15 protein-coding genes are annotated in these 20,071 nt (G+C 46.7%); 5 read left to right on the top strand and 10 right to left on the bottom strand.

Features of this window, described 5'->3' with window-relative positions:
- Positions 1 to 90: 90 nt before the first annotated feature.
- The 6 genes from L5M40_RS08375 to L5M40_RS08350 form a co-directional block, all read right to left on the bottom strand.
- Positions 91 to 930, bottom strand: a complete 840-nt coding sequence (locus L5M40_RS08375) for a heme ABC transporter ATP-binding protein (RefSeq protein WP_173496938.1) — start codon at positions 928 to 930, stop codon at positions 91 to 93.
- Positions 931 to 940: 10 nt separating this feature from the next.
- Positions 941 to 1,957, bottom strand: a complete 1,017-nt coding sequence (locus L5M40_RS08370) for a FecCD family ABC transporter permease (RefSeq protein WP_219235177.1) — start codon at positions 1,955 to 1,957, stop codon at positions 941 to 943.
- A gap of 65 nt (positions 1,958 to 2,022) precedes the next feature.
- On the bottom strand, positions 2,023 to 2,994 hold the full coding sequence (locus tag L5M40_RS08365; protein ID WP_173246411.1) for a hemin ABC transporter substrate-binding protein: 972 nt from the start codon (positions 2,992 to 2,994) through the stop codon (positions 2,023 to 2,025).
- A gap of 97 nt (positions 2,995 to 3,091) precedes the next feature.
- Entirely contained in the window at positions 3,092 to 3,529 is a 438-nt protein-coding gene (locus L5M40_RS08360) for an ExbD/TolR family protein (protein WP_028761550.1), read from the bottom strand.
- Positions 3,526 to 4,281 (bottom strand): MotA/TolQ/ExbB proton channel family protein, encoded by a 756-nt coding sequence (locus L5M40_RS08355; RefSeq protein ID WP_263175739.1) that lies wholly within the window; start codon positions 4,279 to 4,281, stop codon positions 3,526 to 3,528. The genes L5M40_RS08360 and L5M40_RS08355 overlap by 4 nt, the downstream gene beginning before the upstream one ends.
- A 137-nt stretch (positions 4,282 to 4,418) precedes the next feature.
- Positions 4,419 to 5,291 carry an energy transducer TonB gene (locus tag L5M40_RS08350; RefSeq protein ID WP_173246405.1) on the bottom strand — a complete coding sequence of 291 codons (873 nt, stop codon included), beginning with the start codon at positions 5,289 to 5,291 and terminating at the stop codon, positions 4,419 to 4,421.
- Between the two features lie 335 nt (positions 5,292 to 5,626).
- On the opposite strand from L5M40_RS08350, the gene L5M40_RS08345 reads away from it, so the two are divergent.
- From L5M40_RS08345 to L5M40_RS08330, 4 genes are all read left to right on the top strand, one after another.
- On the top strand, positions 5,627 to 7,717 hold the full coding sequence (locus tag L5M40_RS08345; protein WP_173246402.1) for a TonB-dependent hemoglobin/transferrin/lactoferrin family receptor: 2,091 nt from the start codon (positions 5,627 to 5,629) through the stop codon (positions 7,715 to 7,717).
- A gap of 35 nt (positions 7,718 to 7,752) precedes the next feature.
- Positions 7,753 to 8,334, top strand: a complete 582-nt coding sequence (hutX, locus tag L5M40_RS08340; RefSeq protein WP_411569001.1) for a heme utilization cystosolic carrier protein HutX — start codon at positions 7,753 to 7,755, stop codon at positions 8,332 to 8,334.
- Positions 8,335 to 8,371: 37 nt separating this feature from the next.
- Positions 8,372 to 8,929, top strand: a complete 558-nt coding sequence (gene hutZ / locus L5M40_RS08335) for a heme utilization protein HutZ (protein ID WP_173246400.1) — start codon at positions 8,372 to 8,374, stop codon at positions 8,927 to 8,929.
- 218 nt (positions 8,930 to 9,147) lie between these two features.
- The gene (locus L5M40_RS08330; protein ID WP_263175737.1) at positions 9,148 to 11,052 is read left to right on the top strand and encodes an ABC transporter transmembrane domain-containing protein; all 1,905 of its coding nucleotides are present in this window, start codon (positions 9,148 to 9,150) and stop codon (positions 11,050 to 11,052) included.
- Between the two features lie 97 nt (positions 11,053 to 11,149).
- Here L5M40_RS08330 and L5M40_RS08325 read toward each other — a convergent pair whose 3' ends face one another.
- From L5M40_RS08325 to L5M40_RS08315, 3 genes are all read right to left on the bottom strand, one after another.
- Positions 11,150 to 12,751, bottom strand: a complete 1,602-nt coding sequence (locus L5M40_RS08325) for an AMP-binding protein (protein WP_263175736.1) — start codon at positions 12,749 to 12,751, stop codon at positions 11,150 to 11,152.
- Positions 12,752 to 13,272: 521 nt separating this feature from the next.
- On the bottom strand, positions 13,273 to 14,745 hold the full coding sequence (ccoG, locus tag L5M40_RS08320; RefSeq protein ID WP_263175735.1) for a cytochrome c oxidase accessory protein CcoG: 1,473 nt from the start codon (positions 14,743 to 14,745) through the stop codon (positions 13,273 to 13,275).
- A gap of 172 nt (positions 14,746 to 14,917) precedes the next feature.
- Positions 14,918 to 16,378 (bottom strand): sigma-54 interaction domain-containing protein, encoded by a 1,461-nt coding sequence (locus tag L5M40_RS08315; RefSeq protein WP_105250005.1) that lies wholly within the window; start codon positions 16,376 to 16,378, stop codon positions 14,918 to 14,920.
- A gap of 368 nt (positions 16,379 to 16,746) precedes the next feature.
- On the opposite strand from L5M40_RS08315, the gene L5M40_RS08310 reads away from it, so the two are divergent.
- Positions 16,747 to 19,323 carry a TonB-dependent receptor plug domain-containing protein gene (locus tag L5M40_RS08310; protein WP_263175767.1) on the top strand — a complete coding sequence of 859 codons (2,577 nt, stop codon included), beginning with the start codon at positions 16,747 to 16,749 and terminating at the stop codon, positions 19,321 to 19,323.
- Positions 19,324 to 19,464: 141 nt separating this feature from the next.
- On the opposite strand, the gene L5M40_RS08305 is transcribed toward L5M40_RS08310, so the two are convergent.
- Positions 19,465 to 20,016, bottom strand: coding sequence for a thioredoxin family protein (locus L5M40_RS08305; RefSeq protein WP_113939891.1), 552 nt, complete (start codon positions 20,014 to 20,016; stop codon positions 19,465 to 19,467).
- Positions 20,017 to 20,071: the final 55 nt, after the last annotated feature.

Raw genomic sequence — 20,071 nt, 5'->3', positions numbered from 1 at the left:
GCTGTGGCTAAAAGGTGATAGCTAAAGTATAAACGCAGCGATTATACCCACATTAGACCTCAAAAACGTAAGATGAATATCTTCTTTCCATTAAAAAATCAGTGGATGTCCACCCTGTGGGGCGGGGATATATACAGGCTCGTAGTCCCATACTTCCCTAATGGTATCAACCGACAAAGCATCGGATGGCGTGCCTTCACTGACGATTCGCCCTTGTTTTAACACAATTAATTGATCGCTATAGCGCGCGGCTTGGTTTAAGTCATGCAGTACCACTATTACAGTGTAGCCTTGTTGGTGAGCTAAGTTTTGGGCTAATTCAAGTACTCTGTGCTGCTGGGCAAGATCTAACGCCGATGTTGGTTCATCCAGTAATAGTACGGGCGGAAACGGCGATTGCCTGAGTTGAGTTAAGACTCTGGCGAGTTGGACTCGCTGTTTCTCGCCGCCAGAGAGGGTTGGATAGCTGCGCTTAGCCAGATGGGTTAAGCCCACTTGCGCCAGTTGCTCGGTAACTAACGCATCACCTTCTATCTTACTGATGGTTAAGGGATATAAGCCCATTGCTACGACTTCTGACACAGTGAAAGGAAAGGTGAGGCTGGCGTGTTGCGGCAGTACAGCTAAGGATTTTGCCAGCTCGCTCCTAGGCCAATCCGCCAGCTGGCTATGGCCTAGTCGTATACTTTGCCTTGGTGTGCTGATTTCTTGGCAAAGGGCTTTAAGCAGGGTGGATTTACCCGCACCATTTGGGCCGAGTAGGGCGGTTACCGCACCCGATTGAAACTGTACATTAATATCACTGAGCACGGTTTTTGGACCGATGCTGACATCGAGCTGACAAATGCTGAGCTGGGTGCGATCAAATTGCGCCTTGGCTGAATAAGTTGTCGATTGTGTTGGTTGATTTGCAAAGGATGTTGCAGCCATAAAAACTCGCTTAGATTAGCTTACTGCGTTGTTGCAGTAGTAAAAAGATGAAGAAAGGCGCACCGATGAGCGCGGTGACGAGTCCAACGGGTAACTCGGCAGGCGGTAAAAAAGCGCGCGCGCCGATATCGGCCAATGCCAATAGGGCTGCACCTAAAAGTGCGCTGATGGGCAGCAGTTGGCGATGATCTGGCCCTAACATCATGCGCACTAAATGCGGCACGACGAGGCCGATAAAGCCGATAATTCCTGTTGCAGCTACACTTACGCCAACCCCTAAGGCGCAAAGCAAAATAAGCCTAAGTTTGAGCCTATCGACATCTATCCCTAAGTGGCGTGCTTCGGATTCGCCAAGCAGCAAGGCATTGAGTGCCGCCGCATCTTGGTGAAATCGCCAACTCAGTAGCGCTAAGGTCACAAGACACAGACTGACATATAGCCACTGCGCACCTGCAATCGATCCCATTTGCCATAGGGTTAAGTCACGTAGCGCCATGTCGTTGGCAAGATATGTGAGAACACCTATTCCTGCGCCTGCCAGCGCAGCTATGGCAACACCCGATAAAAGTAATAATACGACCGATGTACCTGTTGGGCTGCTGGCGAGTCGGTAGACGATAAGGGTGGTCACTAATCCCGATGCAAACGCACTGATGGGGATCATCAATGGATTCGCGTTGGGTAGCAGCACGATACAGATGGCTGCGCCAAGTGCTGCGCCGGATGACACTCCGATAATACCGGGATCCGCTAAGGGATTGCGAAAAAGCCCCTGCATTACCGCGCCGCACTGTGCGAGCGTAGCGCCTACTGCTAACGCCAGTAATGTCCGCGGTAAGCGCACATTGTTGATTACCAGTTGCTCGTGGGGCGCAATATTGCCGATATTTTGCTGGGTAGCCCAATTGAACACTGCATTTAGGGCGTCGATAAAGCTGATGCTAACGGGGCCAGTGCTGACCGAGAGTAAGCCGCTTAGGGCTAACAGTGTGACTAGACTCGGCCAGAGCCAGCGGTTGAGGAACATCTCAAATATCCTTTCTATTTTTATCTGGGGTTAATTAGTGCTAACTGTACTCATCGCTGTGTTTGTTAATGGTTTTGCTTGAGCAATGTGCTGGCGAGCGTATCCGCGGCGCTTATGGCACTGATGCCTAAACCACCGAGAAGGGCTTGCGGTGCTAGTGTTTGAATATGGCCGTTTTCCCCTGCTGGGGTATGGGCGAGTAGTGGCATCTCTTTCAACAGTTCTTGGGCAATTTGTGCATTAGTTTGATCTGTGGGTTTATCGCTACGCTTTGACAGCAAAATAATGTCGGGCTGTAAGGATAGAATCCCTTCTTGAGACATGCTTTTGTAGCCATCAAACTCGGCGATATTTTGTGCCCCAGACAGCTCAATAATAGTATCTGCGGCTGTGCCTTTACCGCCAACACGTGCACCGCGGCCTTCTTGTAACAGCATGAAGAGAATTTTGGGCTGAGAGCCAGCATCGCGCACTTGTTGTTTTTTACCCGCTAAGCTTTGCAGTTGTTGATGTAAATCTTGTTTTAATTTAACCGCATGTTCTTGGCGATTGAGTAAGTGACCTAAGGTATCCACATTGTTCATCAGTTGTGGTTCATCATTTGTTGCGGGTAATTGCACAACTTGGATATTCGCCTGTTTTAATACCTTTAGTGTGGTTTCTGGTCCCATCACATCTGAACCGACAACCAGCGTTGGGGAGAGGGCAATAATGCCTTCGGCGGAGAGCATTCTGTGATAACCAAGCTTAGCCACATGGCTCAAACTTTCAGGCACATAGCTGGTGGAGTCGATGGCGACTAGCTCATTGCCTGCGTCGAGGGCGAGTATGAGCTCTGTGACTCCTGTACCCGCACTCACGAGTCTTATCTCTGGCTCGGCACTCAGTTCAGCGCTAAAAACGCTTGAGGATAGTAAGGCCGTAAGTGCTGATGTGAAAAAAATAAATTTTTTCAATGCTTTATATGTGCGTCTATGTTGATAACGTTGAGCAATGGAACCTTTGTTTACTGGTATTTTAGTTGCTTGAAACAACATGGTTAAACTCCTAATACAACTTGTTCGCGACAGGCTTAGATGCCGTTTTTTGATGTCAGACTTTTGCTTTCTCGTTTAAATGGCTGGTTCGGATACGCTAATGCTCCATCAAAATTTGGGTCTGACTGATGGACTGCGTCTGCAACAGTGCAAGCAGTTGCATCAAAGGTTCCACTGGCGCGGCTTTGTCGGCGGCAATGACAACCGTCGCCTTCGGCATAGTCTGAAAATGTGCAGTAAATTCAGTGGTAAAAGTGGCTAAGTCATCAAACTCTTTGCCATCAATAGCCCAATAAGGCGCTGTTGCCATGATATTGATGGCAATTGTTTGTTTGTTGTCGATTGCCGTGATGGCCGAGCTTGGGCTTTGTGGCACATCTACCGGCAAACTTAATAATTGGCTATTTGCCGTCAGCAGTAAAAACACCAGCACGATAAAAATAATGTCGATTAACGCGGTTAAATCTAGGCTCGGAAGTTGCTCAGGCGAAGCAATGCCAGCCTGCGATAAGAATGGTTTATCTGCACTTATCATGTCTGTGGCTCAATTTGAGAATGGGGCTTGGATGCCAATTTTTGCTCGACTCTGGTTTTACTGACTCGGGTGAATGCATGGTAATGATTGGCATCAATTGAAATATCTTCGATACCCGCTAACCAGAGATTGAGTTGATTGAGCACATGCCCAGCACGCAGGCATTGGCCTTGAGCCCAGATCCCAAAAAGATGGGCGGCGGTAATGGCGGGCACGGCGATCATGAGTCCGGCAGCTGTGGTGTTCATCGCAAGGCCCAGTCCAGCACTGAGTTGTGCTGGAGTGACGGGGCCTTGTGATTGCTCGAGTTGGGCAAACATTTCGATGAGTCCCAATACTGTGCCGAGCAAACCGAGTAGTGGACTAATGATGCCAATCACTTGTAAAACCTTGAGTCCGGCTTGCAAGTCGCGTTGTTGCTTATTGAGCCACAGACTGAGTAATTCTTCCCTTAGCACTTTTGGCTGGTGGACTTGTTTGAGTAGCAAGGTCGCGCCACGGGCGAGTAAATCTTGCTGTGCGCTGGTTTGCGCTAGCAGCGCGCTGACGTTTTCAGTGGTTGCCGCTGAGCTTGATTGACGCAATGCTTTTACCCAGGCCTGTTTTTTGGGCCAGATTGATAGCAAAGTTTGATGCAAAAACAAGGCGCTACGTTCAAGGCAGATCATCAAAGCTAAAAAAGCACATAACAACAAGGGCCAAGTCAGCACGCCAAGCTGAGTCTGTAGGGTTGAAAAATCAGTTACGGGCATTAAGCCTCTCCAATCTATTGAAAAAAGTAGTTTTATATGTAAGTTAGTAAAACAAAAATCAGGCTAGTTGTGCGGTGGCTAATTCCCTACGAGCTAACTCTCCACGGGCTAACTTTTCAGTGGCAACATTGGGCCTGTTAGTTGAGCGCGAAGCGAATAGGCACTCTGACCTTATAATGACTCGCTAGCCTTTGCGCTGGCGCCGCAAATTGCCAGTTTTCAACTGCATCTAACGCGGCTTGATCTAACAGACTGAACCCTGAGCTTTTTACTAACGTCAGTGCAAGTTGCTCACCAAGTTCGTTAAACATCACTTCTATGGTTGCGGTGCCTTCTAGCCCTTTTTTACGCGCTATCTTTGGATAAGTCGGTTGCGGTGGCGCTGCAGCGAACAGCGGTTTGGCTAATTCCACTATGTTAGTTTGGGCACTGTCAGCTGTTTCACTGGCCACATTTGGGGTCGCTTTTGCATCAACTTCGGCTGCGTTAGTGATTAAATCCATTTGTGCAGTTTTGGGTTCTGTTTGATGTTCAATTTGTTCGAGTCGCTTATGTGCTAAAACGCTTGGATTTAAAGCACTTGGTTCTAAAGCGTTCGTCGCTAAAGGGTCCGTATTCGGATGATTGTTAGCCGTGGGTTTTGTTGCTGAAGATTTTTTGGCGAGTTGGCTGTCAATTCGTTGATCAGCTTTAGTTTTCGGGATAACCGCCTTATTGACAGATTCTGCTGTTGATACTTTTTGCGCTGTACTGTTTTTTTGCACTGTACTGTTCACAGTGGCTACTTTGGCGTCTGTTTGCTTGATGGGCTCTGCACTCGTGTTGCTTGCAGCGCTAGTCGCGGTAGAAAAATTAAGGGTGACAGTATTCGCGCTGGGAGTGAGCGATGCTTGGTTTACGCTCGATGATTGGGCGCTTGGCTGCATAGTCATAGCGGGTTGGGAGGCGATAACACCCGTCTGGATGGCAACCGTTAACGCGCCAAAGGCAAGATATCGTTTTGGTGTCACAGCAACCTCTTTTTCCAATGAAAGCCATTTTCCTAATTAAGATATCTCAATATAAACAAGATCGCAAATGATAATGATTTGCATTTGATCTATTTTGTTGTCTCAGGTAGAGTGCCTGCAATAGCTCGAATGAGCGCTTTAAAAAGCAGCTAAACCGACGATTTATCCTACTTTATGGGTACTGATTGCCTTGGGCTCGATCTGGAAGAGGCTCAATCTCGAAAGAGCCAAATCTGGAACAGACTTAATCTCGAAAGGATTGGCGTCTGGAAAGAGAGTCTAGGCTCAGTAATAAATTGTACGGAAACAGCTGAATATCACTTGAGGATGAAGAGATGAAAAAAAAGCCGTTAGTGATCGCCATGGCGATAGCACTGAGTGGTACGGCCCTAAGTTTTACGTTAGCGGCAGAGGAAAGTGTTAAGCCTGTTGTTCAACAGGATGCGGATAAAAAACTGGTCACAACAGAGTTTGATGAAGTATTAGTGAGTGCAACACGCATCAGTGAAAAAGCCTCCGAAACCAGCCGTAGCGTGGCAGTGGTGGATGAAGAGCAACTTACGGTCGCCCAAGCATCATCAGTTGCCAATGCCCTTAAAAATGAGGCGAATATTACGTTGACCAATGGCCCAAGAGCTTCATCTCAAGGGGTTGAAATCCGTGGTTTAAGTGGCGATCGTGTGTTGCAAACAATTGACGGCGCAAGACAAAATACCAGCTCTGGTCACAGAGGTACCTACTTTATGGACCCTGAGTTGCTCAAATCCATCGAAGTGCTGCGCGGCCCTGCCAGTAGCTTGTGGGGCAGTGGTGCCCTCGGTGGTGTCGTAGCGCAGAATACTAAGTCGGCACAAGATTTTTTAGCGCCAGATGAGACCTTTGGTGGCTATTTCAAACAAGGTTATGAGACCAATGGCTCCCGCACTAAAACCAGTGGCGCTATCTATGGTCAACAAGACAGCATCGATTGGTTACTCAATGGTTCCTATTACGATTCAAACAATATAAAAACTGGTAATGACGAAACTCTAAACAACAGTGCATCCCAAGGCAGCAGTGGTTTAGCTAAATTCGGTTGGCAAGCCGACGAGGCATCACGGTTAGAGTTATCTGCAAGAGCCAGCAAAAACAATGAATTAGTACCGAGCAATCCTTCTGCTGCTGTGAGTAGTTCAGTGCCTTTGGTGCGCCGCAAGACTGACGATAAAAACCTCACCCTAAACTACAGTCTCAATCCTGCTAATAACCCGTATCTGGATACTAAGATGCAAGTGTATTGGAACAGTACCGACTACGATGAAGACCGTATTACGAAAGGTCAGCAAGACAGTACTGAGTTCCGCACTGTGGGGATTAACCTTAATAACAGTTCGCGTTTAGGCAATACTCTGTTGACCTACGGGGTCGATGGTTTTCGCGATACCATAGAAACGACGCGTGATGATTCGGGCCAAGTGGGCCAGCGTCCAGATAATATCGATGGCGAAACCACAGTATGGGGCGCTTTTACGCGGGCAGATATTGAGTTGACTAAGACGTTAAATCTTGATGCGGGTCTGCGTTATGACAGCTTTAAAAATGACAGCCATAATCTCAACTTATCCTCAGATGACAATGAGTTATCACCATCGCTTGGCTTGGTGTGGCAGACTCAGCCTTGGTTGACCTTAAGCGCACGTTACGATCAAGCCTTCCGCGCACCTACGGTAGAGGAAATGTTCTCCAGCGGCACCCATTATTGTATCCCGCCAATCCCCGGATTTTTACCCCAAGGTTTATGTAACACCTTCGCGGTGAATTCGGATCTAAAAGCAGAGACTGCGCGCAATAAAGAAATCAAAGCGGACTTACGTTTCAGTGAGTTAGCGGGTGATGATGAACTGGCGCTAACGTTTAACGTTTTCCGTAACGATGTGGACGATTTTATCGTGCAGCAAGTGTCTAATCCTTGGCGTGGCATTCCTGGATTCGAGCAAACGACCTCATGGAATAACGTTGAAGATGCACGTTTAACAGGTTTTGAAATTAGCGGTCGTTACCGTATTGGCCAAACTCGTTTAGCGATGAATTACGGCCAAACCCATGGCGAAGATCGTCAAACGGGCGATGATATAGAAAATATACCCGCCAATAAGTTCAATGTCGATTTATCCCAAGGCATTATGGAAGGCGACATGAAACTCGGTACTCGCGTCACTTATGTGGCGACTCAGTCGAATACGCCTGACGGCTTTAAAGTGGCGAAATACGACGATTACACCCTATGGGATGTGTATGTAGCGTGGGAGCCGACTATGGGCGCGATGGCGGGTGTGAGAGTGGATTTCGCAATCGAAAATATCGGTGATGAGAAGTATCAACAAGCGTGGCAAACCTTGTATCAACCGGGTCGTAATATGAAGTTATCGGCGCGCTATATGTTCTAAGCCACTCAATAGTCACTACCGCTGGAGACAGTAAAATGAAGATGACACTCGATACCGAGCTCAATGTCGCGCCAGATTTAAACTCTGAGCAACGTCAGCTAAGTGAGCAACAGGCGCAATTGCGACAACGATTTGAACAACAAGCTGATTTAATGCCAGCGCAGCTCGCCAGTGAATTAGGCATTGCCGAGTTCGAAGTGGTTGCAGCGCTGCCGCCCGAACAAGTGGTGTTTGTTCCGTTAACTCAGCTCGATACATTACTGCAAGCCTTACCCAAATGGGGAAAGTTAACCACTATTGTGATGTTATCTGGCAGCGTATTTGAATTTAAAGGAGATTTCCCCGAGGGAAAATACGCCCACGGTTATTACAACCTCTACAGCAAGGGGGACGGTTTGCATGGTCATCTCAAATTAGATGCCATGAGTGGTATCGCTTTGATCAGCAGACCTTTTAGAGGCAGCGAGAGCCATTCGATTAACTTTTTCGGCAGTGAAGGTGAGGTGGTGTTCAAAGTGTATTTAGGCCGTGATAAACAAAGAGCACTGTTTCCTGAGCAAGTTCGCCAATTTAAAGCGCTCGCGACAGCCTTTGCCTCGGTGCAATCACACCTCTGAATTGCAGCATTAACAAAAGTATTAAGGAAAACAGTAAATGAAGCCTGAAATTACCGAACAAGAACAGCGTTTAAGAGACAAACTCTTACCCGAAATCGAAGCCTTTAAACAGCAGCGCGAGACCTTGCAACTAGCCACCATTGGTACAGATGGCCAGCCGAATGCGAGCTATGCGCCCTTCGCACTGGCAGATGATGGTTTTTATATTTTGGTGAGTGACTTAGCCCGTCACGGTCATAATTTAAAGCACTCATCTAAGGTCTCTGTGATGTTAGTTGAAGACGAAACTGCGGCCAAATCGGTTTTTGCCCGCAAGCGTTTAACCTTCGATGCGATTGCCGAGGCAGTGCCCCGCGATACGCCCGACTTCAGCAAAGGTGTTGGTGTGTTATCGGCACGTTTTGGCGAAATGTCCGATAACCTTGCGGCGTTAACCGATTTTAACTTATATAAGCTCGCGCCTCATCAGGGTCTTTACGTCAAAGGTTTTGGCCAAGCATTTAGCCTGAGCGGCGCAGAGTTGTTAGATGTGGATTGGAAGCGCGATGGCCACCACGGCACGCCAAAAACGCCGGAAAACAAGCAAGTCGCTTAAGCCGCGTCAAGCTATTGTAATAAAACAAACCCGCACTAGCTGCGGGTTTGTTTTATGCTTTTCTTTTGAGTAAAACCACACAGCCCTTGAATTCCACTGCAAGAGGTAGCATCTCACTTATATGCTTTAAGTAATGCTGCGCGGTTAACGGCTGCAGATGATCCCATTCATGCTGATGTTATATTTGAATTGCCTTACCTACCTCAAGGATGCCACCCGTGACCGAGCCTACAGCTGAACTCGCCAAATCTTCCGAACCCATTAAAGCGGGGGCTGAGCCATTGCCCGAAAAGTTAATTCCAGTCACGTCTACAACAAGCGCTGATACATCAAAGGCTAAATGGACCTCGGCGCAGCAAAGATCGGTATTGCCTTGGATTATGGGTTTTCTTAAACCCTACAAACTGAAAGTTGTCGCGGCGATTATCTGCTTGATGATAGGGTCGCTCGCTTGGTTATCATTGGGCCAAGGTGTGCGCTTGATGGTCGATGAAGGCTTTGTAAGGGATAATGCGCAGCGGCTGAATGAAATCATACTGTTAGTGCTCGGAATTACCGCCGTCAGTGGCACAGCTGTGTTTTGCCGCTTCTACTTGATGACTTGGCTTGGCGAGCGGGTCAGCGCCGATATTCGTCTAACGGTTTACAATCAACTGCTTAAACTCTCTCCCGCCTTTTACGCTAAGGTGCGCACTGGTGAAGTGATCTCCCGTTTTACCGCCGATTCTACTTTGCTACAAACTGTGGTGGGTTCGAGTCTGTCCATGGCGCTGCGCTCTAGCGTAACTGTGCTTGGTGGTTTAGTCATGATGGGTATCACTAGCGTTAAGATGACATTGCTGGTGTTGTTGGCTGTGCCCTTAGTGTTAGGGCCGGTGATCTTTTTCGGCCGTAAAGTCCGTACGCTGGCGCGAGAAAGCCAAGATAGGGTTGCCGATCTCGGCGCTTATGTTGATGAAACGCTTCATGAAATCCATACGGTGCAAGCCTATGGGCATGAAGATAAAGACCGTAGCTTGTTCAATCGCCGCGTCGAAGATGTCATGTCTGCGGCCAGTGGCCGGATCCGTTACCGTGCCTTGCTGATCTCAACTGTGATGTTTTTAAGTATCGCCGCGATTGCTATGGTGACTTGGGTTGGTGCCCACGATGTGATGGTGGGTAAGATGACGGGCGGTGAGTTATCTGCCTTTATGTTTTACGCTGTGATGGTCGCGGGCGCAGTGGCGACGATTAGCGAAGTGATAGGCGAAATTCAGCGGGCTTCTGGCGCCGCCGAACGTTTAATCGAACTGGCTGAAACACAAGTGGATATTCCCGTTGCAACTCATCCTGTGACTTTGCCCGCCAAGGTCAGTGGCGAGTTAATGATTGAAGGACTCAATTTTGCCTATCCAGAGCATGATGCCTTAGTGCTAAAACAGCTCAATATGAGCATTGCTGCGGGTGAGCGGGTCGCCTTAGTGGGGCCAAGTGGCGCAGGTAAAAGTACCTTGTTCCAGTTGTTGCAACGCTTTTATGTGCCTAGCGCTGGCAGTATTCGACTGGAAGGTATTGATATTGCCAATCTTTTGCCACAGGAGTTGCGGTCGCAGTTTGCTCTAGTGCCGCAGGACTCGGTGATTTTTGCGACTAGCGTACTTGAAAACGTGCGTTATGGTCGAGTCGATGCCACCGAGCAAGAAGTGATAGATGCCTGTATTGCAGCACGTGCCCACGAGTTTATTAGCGAGTTTACTGAAGGTTATCAAACCTATTTAGGCGAGCGTGGTGTGCGGCTTTCTGGTGGACAAAAACAACGTATTGCCATTGCGCGGGCGATTTTAGCCGACAGACCGATATTGTTACTCGATGAAGCGACCAGCGCTTTAGATGCGGTGAGCGAGCAGAAAGTGAAGCAAGCGCTGGACGTATTGATGGCGGGTAAAACGACTTTGATAATTGCCCATCGCTTATCGACAGTAATCAATGCCGATAGGATTTTTGTGTTTGATAAGGGCGAGATTGTCGCCAGCGGTCGCCACCAAGAGTTGATGCAATCTAATGCGTTATATCGTGAATTTGCCAGTCTGCAATTGTTAACCGAAGAGGCCAATGCCAGCGCCTTGAATGAGACCATTTAGGTAAAATAAACCCCAGTTGCTAGCTGAAACGTTCAGTCTAGCTCACTGGGTCTTTTATTGTGTTTTTGTTTCTTAGCTTTGCCTTTAAATGCGGTTTTTAAGCTTTATCTTTTAGCTCGCGGCGCAGAATTTTGCCGACGGTACTTTTAGGTAATTGCGCCATAAATTCAATCACTTTTGGCAATTTATAGGCGGTTAACTGCTCGCGGCAATAGGTTAGAATGGCCTCTTTAGCCTGTTGATGATCTTGGCTATCATCCTTTAGCACGATAAAGGCTTTAACCGCTTCGCCCGAGTGCTCATCTTTTACTCCCACCACGGCGCATTCGATCACATTAGGGTGGCTCGCTAGGACGTTTTCCACTTCGTTGGGATAGACATTAAAACCTGAAACTATGATCATATCTTTTTTACGATCAACTATTTGGTGGAAACCTTCCGCTGTTGCTATGGCAATATCCCCAGTTTTGAAGAAGCCATCTTGAGTCATAGCATGGGCGGTTTCCTGCGGATTATTCCAATATCCCCGCATGACTTGTGGGCCGCGTGCGGCTAATTCTCCGGCCGTACCTAAGGGCACTTCAATGTCGTTTTCATCTAAGAGTTTAACCTCAGTGCCAATCACAGGTTTACCAATAGTGCCTAGTTTTTGATAACCGGGTGCATTGAGTGAAATCACCGGCGAAGTTTCAGATAGCCCATAACCTTCGCTGATCATATTGCCTGTCGTCTGTTGCCAAATGTTGGCCGCCGCTGCCGTCAGTGCTGTGCCGCCCGAGATGGTGATTTTTAAATGGCTAAAGTCGAGTGCTTTAAACTCGGGTTGATGGCATAGGGCGACAAACAGAGTATTGAGTCCTGCAAATCCAGTGAAGGGATATTTGGCAAGTGTCTTAATTAAGCCGCTAATATCCCGTGGATTTGGAATTAATACCGAGCAGCCGCCACACTCGAAATACAGCACTAAGTTCACCATAAACGCATAAATATGGTAAATCGGTAGCGGTGCAACGAAGATATCTTCCCCTTCGGTGATCACGCTCGCGATGCGGGATTTTACCTGCGCCGCATTAGCGAGCATATTGCCGTGGGTCAACATGGCACCTTTAGATAATCCAGTGGTGCCGCCCGTATATTGCAACGCCGAGAGGTCGTCGAGATTTGAGATAAATCGGCTAAAGGGGAGTTCTGCGCCTTGTTTTAAAATTTGGCAAAACTCCACATTCTTCAGGCCTGTCTTAGGCTGTACGTGCGGATCGATCAAATCTAAAGGGTGGGTTGAAATGACGTATTCTATTTTGGTGCTGTCGATGACTTTGGCTAAGGTCGGTAATAGATCGGATAACACCACGATCGCTTTGGCACCAGAATCATTGAACTGATGGATGAGCTCACGCTCGGTATATAGGGGATTAGTGTTAACTAAGATAAGCCCAGCCCTGATTGCGCCGTAGGCCGCGATGACAAATTGGGTGATATTAGGCAATTGAATGGCGATGCGATCGCCCGGTTTGAGTGTGGTCTTATTTTGTAAATAGGCGGCAAAGTAACGAGAATCGCGTTCTATCTCGTTAAAACTGCTGGTTTTACCGAGACAGGCATAGGCGGGTTTATCACCGTAACGCAGGCTGGTTTTCTCGATCAGATCGACCAGTGATGAGTAGTTTAGTTTGAGTTGAGAGTCTTGATCGTATGCCATGCTGAACTACCTCAAAGATGATGTTTATTAGTTGTTATTATTTTGGAGTTAAACAGGTGTTTAGATTAGAGGGTGTTAGCACTAGAGGTCAATGCTTATCGCGAAAAACATCTTTATGCCAATAACGGTATCTTTATGTAACAAATAGTATTTTTACTCTAAAGCTGAGTGCTTAACTATAGCTTAGTTATCTTAGAAGCTTAGTTATCTAATGAACCACAAAACCTAAATAAGAGTTGAAGGAAAGATAATTTAAAATTTGTAACCGTTATGTTTCTAAGGATTAAGATTGAATGTGCTCAATTTGCTTTGTCTATGCGCCGTTTAACGGGGAAATTTTCAGCTTTGTAGGTGTTTGAGGTTTGATTCCGATGTATGAGACGTTAAAGATCAGGTTGTCTTTGGGGATGAATTTCTGCCTTTAACCGGCGCTTGGGTTGATTCCTCAAGCGCCGATTGGGTAGTTAATTTGATGATGACCAATGTTACGGTAACTCATATTAAGCGCTAAAAGCCCAGTGCTAAGGACTGAAGAATCCGGTTTCTTGGCTCACTTGTTGTGTTGGTTGTTTAACATCCGTCACCGAGAATTGGATCATTTTGCGCCCCGAGGGAATGGCATCCTTATCGGCTAATACTGTGACGGGATAGTCCACTTGTTCACCCGCTGCCAAGGTAATAATAGGATCGGCAATCAAGCTAAAGGGCATTTCACTGTCGACGGCGAGTTGATACTGCTTAGTATCTTGTGTCTTGTTGCGGATCTTCAGCTGATAGGTATTTTCAACTTTATTATCCGAGGTTTCACGGTACAAGCTTTGGCGATCACGGATCACGTTAAGCTGGATCTCGCTGCGGCTATTTAAGTCTAACCCTATGACGATAAACATGATAATGACCGCTGCACCGTAGCCTAAGAAACGCGGCGAGCGCCAATAGGAGTAATTCACTCCCTTAAGATCATTTTCACTCATATAGCCGATAAGATTCTGCTTGTAATCGAACTTCAACATAGTCTCATTACAGGCATCGACACAGGCGCCGCAGTTGATGCACTCATATTGCAAGCCGTTACGAATATCTATCCCTGTCGGGCAAACTTCGACACACAAATTACAGTCAACACAGTCACCTAAAGTATGGTTATCTTGATTGTTCTCTTGTTTACGTTTGCGAGGGCCACGGGCTTCACCGCGCTGTGCATCATAGGTCACAGTTTTAGTGTTGGCATCGAACATCACAGCTTGGAAACGTGAATAGGGGCAGCAATGTAAGCACATTTGCTCGCGCATCCAGCCCGCATTGAGATAAGTACAAATGGCGAAAAACCACACCCAGCTTGTCACCCAGAAGCTGGCATTACCCGTCAAGATGTCCACATAAAGTTCGCGGGCGGGAATAAAATAACCGATAAAACCACAGCCAGTGAGCAGAGCTGTTAGACCCCAAAGTAAGTGCTTTGCACTTCTTTTACCGATTTTACTGCTAGTCCAAGGGGCTTTGTCGAGCTGCTTACGTTTATTACTGCTGCCTTCGATGCGCGTTTCTATCCACACATAGATAAAGGTCCACGCCGTTTGTGGGCAAAGGTAACCGCACCAAACACGGCCCCAAAATACGGTAATGAAAAACAGACCGAAGGCGGCGGCGATAAAAATCCATGCCAGCAAGGTAAAGTCCTGTGGCCAGAGCGTGATACCAAAGAAGAAAAACTGTTGTTGGCTGATATCTAACAGTATTGCTTGGCGGCCATCAATAGAGATAAACGGCAGGGCGAAAAACATCACGATCAATAGGCTATTCATCATGGTTCGCAGGCGCTGAAAATCACCTTTTTGCTCACGGAAATGGATATTGCCAGAGGGGAGACGACTCTTTGCTGCGGTTTCAGTAGAGAGGTTTTTAACCGGAATGTGTAGCTCTACTGAGGCAGGTTTCGCGCCCACACTCTTATTTACACTTGGAGAATTTGGGGTAACTTCGCTCTTGGGCATAAAGGGTCCTAACGGCTTAAATAAGATTCGCCTCCCTATAGCAAGCGCTAGGCCAAGTTTTAATTGGCTCAACATCATGATATTTATGATTATTTTGTGATTGGAACTAAATGCGGATCACGATATATCACACATTGGCGATATATCGCGTTTTTAGTGTGCTCGTTTTGAATTAGATTTCACTCGATTGACGCTGGATCCCCAATTTTTTCATTCGCGATCTCAGTGTACTTGCGGGCACACCGAGGACATTCGCTGCGCCGAGTGGGCCAGATATGCGCCAGTTTAAGCGCTTAAGGGTTTGTTCTATATGCAGCGCTTCCGCTTCCGCTAAGGTTTGCCCTTGGGTTTGAGCTAAGGGATTATTGCTCGGCATAGCGTGGATCTGCAGAATATCTCCTTGGGATAGAATGGCTTCGCGTTCGAGGATATTTTGCAGTTCGCGCACATTGCCCGGCCAAGTATAAGCCATGAGTTTTTGTAGCCCTTTTTGGCTCACTCCACGGATTTTTTTACCTAGCTTACGATTCAAGTTGTGCAGAATATGGCTGACGAGTTCGGGAATATCTTCGATTCTTGCGCGCAGTGGTGGTACTTGAATAGGGAATACATTCAAACGGTAATAGAGATCCATCCTAAATAATCCCTGTTCGACTCGCTTGAGTAAATCGTGGTGACTGGCGGCGACTAAGCGAATATCCACTTGAATGGTTTCGCTGCCACCGAGACGTTCAAAGGATTGTTCTTGGATGACTCGCAGTAGTTTTGATTGGGCTTCTAAACTGAGTTCAGCGACTTCGTCGAGGAACAGTGTGCCTTGATGAGCAAGTTCGAAGCGACCTTTACGGCGGCTTGTGGCGCCAGTAAATGCCCCCTTCTCGTGACCAAAGAGTTCACTTTCTAGTAAAGATGCCGAAAACGCGGCACAGTTGACACTGATCATGGGTTTATCTTTGCGGCGACTGAGCTGATGTAAGTTACGGGCAACGAGTTCTTTTCCTGTGCCATTTTCACCACAAATGAGCACAGTACTGTCGGTATTGGCCACCATGTGCAATTGCTGGATCATATGGCGGATCACTGTACTGGCACCCGAAATATCCACATCACCCGTTTTGTCTGCCAACTCTGCCTGTAGATAATGATTTTCAGAGGCGAGTCGCTCCGAGAGCGCTTGTACTTGGGCTAGGGCTTGGCGTAATGACTGCTCTGTTTGTTTTTGAATACTAATATCGCGAAATATCGCGACTACGCCAATCAGTTGATTGTCACGGTAAACAGGGGTGGAACTGTAATGAACGGGGAAGCTACTGCCATCTTTACGCCAAAATACATCGTGAGTGATTTCTCGGGTGATCCCATCCTTTAAGGTGTTGTAAATTGGACAATCCTCTTGGGGATAATGACTGCCATCTGCATGGCTGTGATGATGACAGTTATGGATGTTTTTACCGAGTAGCTCTTCATTCTTCCAACCCGTCATGCGTTCGGCTGCCGGATTGATAAACACCGCATTACCGCTTAAATCAAATCCATAAATACCTTCGCCGACAGCGTTGAGCAGTAACTGGTTTTCCGGTAAGAAATGCTTATCTATCGATTTTTCATTATTGACTGAAATCTTATTGGTCATCTGTCTTACTCTGGTTTTGGCGGTATTTTCTGAGTATACCTTAAGTACTGTGACGCGATATATCGTGTTTTTGATTATGCCCTTTAAGCATTTTTTCTTTGGTGATTTTTCTGCTCACACTTTTTGCCGTTCGAGTACATTTTACTTGGTTCCATACTCTAAAAAATATTTTCATCTAAGAAATTGATATAAAAGATAAATGACTAATATTCATTCAAAAGTCTGATTTAACATTGGATATTGTTTAATTTATGTTATAAAAATGTTTGTGCAATGTAATTTGTGTTGGCCGTGGTAGCAAGGTTTAGGGACGAGAATCGCACAAAGCAGGTCAGGTATTCTAAAAATAATAAGCAGTTGGGATGAATATGATGACCTCAAAGAAGCAGAAGTTTGGATTAAGTGCAGTGAGTTTGGCGATTACTCTAGCCTTGTCTGGTAGTTTAATCAGTCCGCAGGCAATAGCAGAAGAAGATGAGACGGCTGTTAAAAATGAGAACGTTGAAAAAATTGCAGTTGTAGGGTCCCGTGCTGCGCCACGCTCAATCGGCGATTCCCCCGTTCCTATTGATATTATTAGTAGTGACGACCTTAAAAAGAATGGTTCGACTGACATGATTGATATGTTAGTGACTTCGGTGCCATCGTTTAACTCACGCGCTCAACCGATCAGTGATGCAGCAACCTTAGTTCGTCCCGTTAATTTACGGGGTTTGCCATCAGACAGTACGCTAGTGCTAGTCAACGGTAAGCGTCGTCACCGTGCATCTGTGATTGCGTTCCAAGGTGGTGGTATTAACGATGGCGCTCAAGGTCCTGATATCTCAGTTATTCCTGGTTCTGCATTAAAGCAAGTTGAAGTGTTGCGCGACGGTGCTGCTGCGCAGTATGGATCGGATGCGATTGCAGGAGTCATGAACTTTGTTTTAAAAGATAATTCCGAGGGTGGTTCCATCACTGTGACCCAAGGAGAATATTACAAGGGTGATGGTGCTACGACTACGGTCGAAGGTGATGTCGGTTTACCTGTGACTGAAAATGGCTTCGTCAATTTGAGCTTCCAGTATAAAAATGCTGACTCCACTAACCGTAGTGTGCAGCGTCCTGATGCGGCTAACTTAGCCGAGCAGGGTAATACCGCGATCAATGACCCCGCTCAAGTGTGGGGTAATCCTGAAATTAATGATGACTATTCAGTGTTCATTAACTCAGGCTTAGACATTAATGCCAACATGCACGCCTATGCCTTTGGTAATCTGTCTTCCCGCGATGCCGTGGGGGGCTTCTATTATCGTTACCCACAAAATCGTAGCAATGTGTATTCCAATGATGGTGGCCAGAATTTACTTGTGGGCGCAGTAAATGGTGATCCATCAACATGTGGACTCGTACCTATCCCTAAAAATGCTGATGGAAGTGACGGCAACGTACTCGACACTGATGCATACAAGGCGATGGTTGCCGACCCAAATTGCTTTGCCATGAACCAAATTTTCCCTGGGGGTTATACACCGCAGTTCACCGGCACCATTGAAGATATGTCCTTCTTCGCTGGTGTAAAAGGCGATATCGGCGAGTGGAATTACGATTTCAGCGCCGGTACGGGCAGTAACAAAGCCAGTTTTGGTCTTAAAAATTCGTTGAATCCATCACTGGGATTAGATACCCCGACGGATTTCGATACGGGGGCTTATGAGCAAGTTGAAACTACCGTTAACCTCGATTTCTCGCGCTTCATAACCTTAGGAGGCATTGAAGACATTAGTTTTGCTTCTGGTTTTGAATGGCGAAATGAGTCGTTTGAGATTTCTCAAGGTGATGAAGCCTCGTGGATTGCAGGCCCTTATGCTAGCCAAGGTTTCAACATTGGTGCGCACGGTTTTAAAGGCTTTGGCCCAGAATCTGCGGGTAAAAACTCACGTCATAACATAGGTATTTATACTGATTTAGAAGCTTATTTAAGTGATGACTGGTTACTCGGTTTAGCACTGCGCTACGAAGACTTTTCAACCTTTGGTGATACGTTAAATTACAAATTGACGTTGCAGTATTCTGCAACGGATGAATTGTCGTTCCGCGCCTCACACAGCACCGGCTTTCGTGCTCCAACGGTTGGCCAAGAAAACGTCGTCAACACGCAGACATCGATCATCGATGGTGAATTGATCCAGACCTTTATTGCCCCCCCAACCGATCCGCTTGCGGCATTTTATGGTGGTGAAGTGTTAAAGCCAGAAGAGTCGATTAGTTATGCGATTGGGGCTGTATATGAGTACGAAAGCTTCTTCTTAACGGTCGATTACTACAACATTGGCGTAGAGGGCCGTATTGCACAGTCGAGTAAGATTGATGTTGAGGCTAAAGATTATGATGCCTTACGTGCCGCTGGGGTTGAGTTCCCTGAGTTAATCCAAGGTGTGAGCTATTACACCAATGACTTTGATACTACGACTCAAGGTATCGACATCGTCGCCTCCTATGATGCAGAAATCCTGTCGGGTAATGCTAAATTCAGTCTTGCCTATGGTTGGACCGATACCAGCGTTGATAAGTTTGATCTTAAAACGACCGATGCGGGTAAAGTTCGTCGATTAGAAGATGGTATCCCAGCGCACCGTGCCACCTTAACTTGGGCACAGTCATGGGACAAGGTAACCCTGTCACTACGTGGTAACTATTTTGGTGAGTACTATGCGACTCACGCTGATGATACCTCTGACTGGGGCTCTGAAATGGCTGATGCTGCAGTGACCGTCGATCTTGAAATGAGCTATCAATTACTTGATGGCTTAACCCTGGCGGTGGGGGCTAATAATCTATTTGATCAAGAAGCGCAAAAGCTGAAAGAAGGGACCTTGGGTGAACTCGGTGGCGTTTATTATGAAAGTGGGCCATTCGATTACAACGGCGGTTTCTACTATGGTCGAGTGAATTACCGTTTTTAATGAGTAAGCCAATTTATAGAAGCGATTTCTAACCCACCTTTCAAGAAATTTGGCTTTTATAAATAGAAGTGAAGTAAGCAAAAAGGCTGCAATGCAGCCTTTTTTATTCGTATTTGACTCGTCCTAAATATGGTTTAGGGCTTAGTTACGATTCGTTTGCGCGGCAACTAAACCATTTAACACATCACTCATACTGAGTTTTGACGGCAAGAGAATCCCATTAGGGGCGCTTGGACCATAAATTTTATTGTAGGGCGTGCCGGGCACTCCTTCATGGCGCATATAGGTTTCAATCGTTTTATTCGCCTCACTCCAGTTACCTTGCATCAGGATGATATTGTCGGCCATCAAGGCATTTACAATTTGCTCCCTGTGGGTGACTTCCGCTTTATTCGTTTGGCAGATGGTGCACCAATCAGAGGTAATATCGACAAAGACGGTATAGCCTTGGGCAACCAGAGGCGCGATTTTCTCTGGGGCTAAGGTGTGCCATTGTAGTTTTTGATAGGCTTGGTAATCCTCGCTTTTGTGCACAAATCCAATAATAGCACTGAGTCCTAAGGCGAAAAATCCCAGCACAAAAATCACCGTCAGCGGTATGGTTTTACCTTTTTGTCTTTGCCAAAGCAGTAATAAGATCGCACCTATTAATAGGCAAAGAATAAAAATACTGATCAGCGTTATAGTGTTCATAAAATGTCCTGATTGAGAATCGCCTTTGTGGTGATTGCGATGAAGGCTTAGGTAT

The organism is Shewanella sp. SM68 (assembly GCF_025653925.1).
GTDB classification, from domain to species: Bacteria; Pseudomonadota; Gammaproteobacteria; order Enterobacterales; family Shewanellaceae; genus Shewanella; species Shewanella oncorhynchi.
Note: the sequence above shows the minus strand (reverse complement) of the source record. Positions and strands in the feature narration are given on the sequence as shown.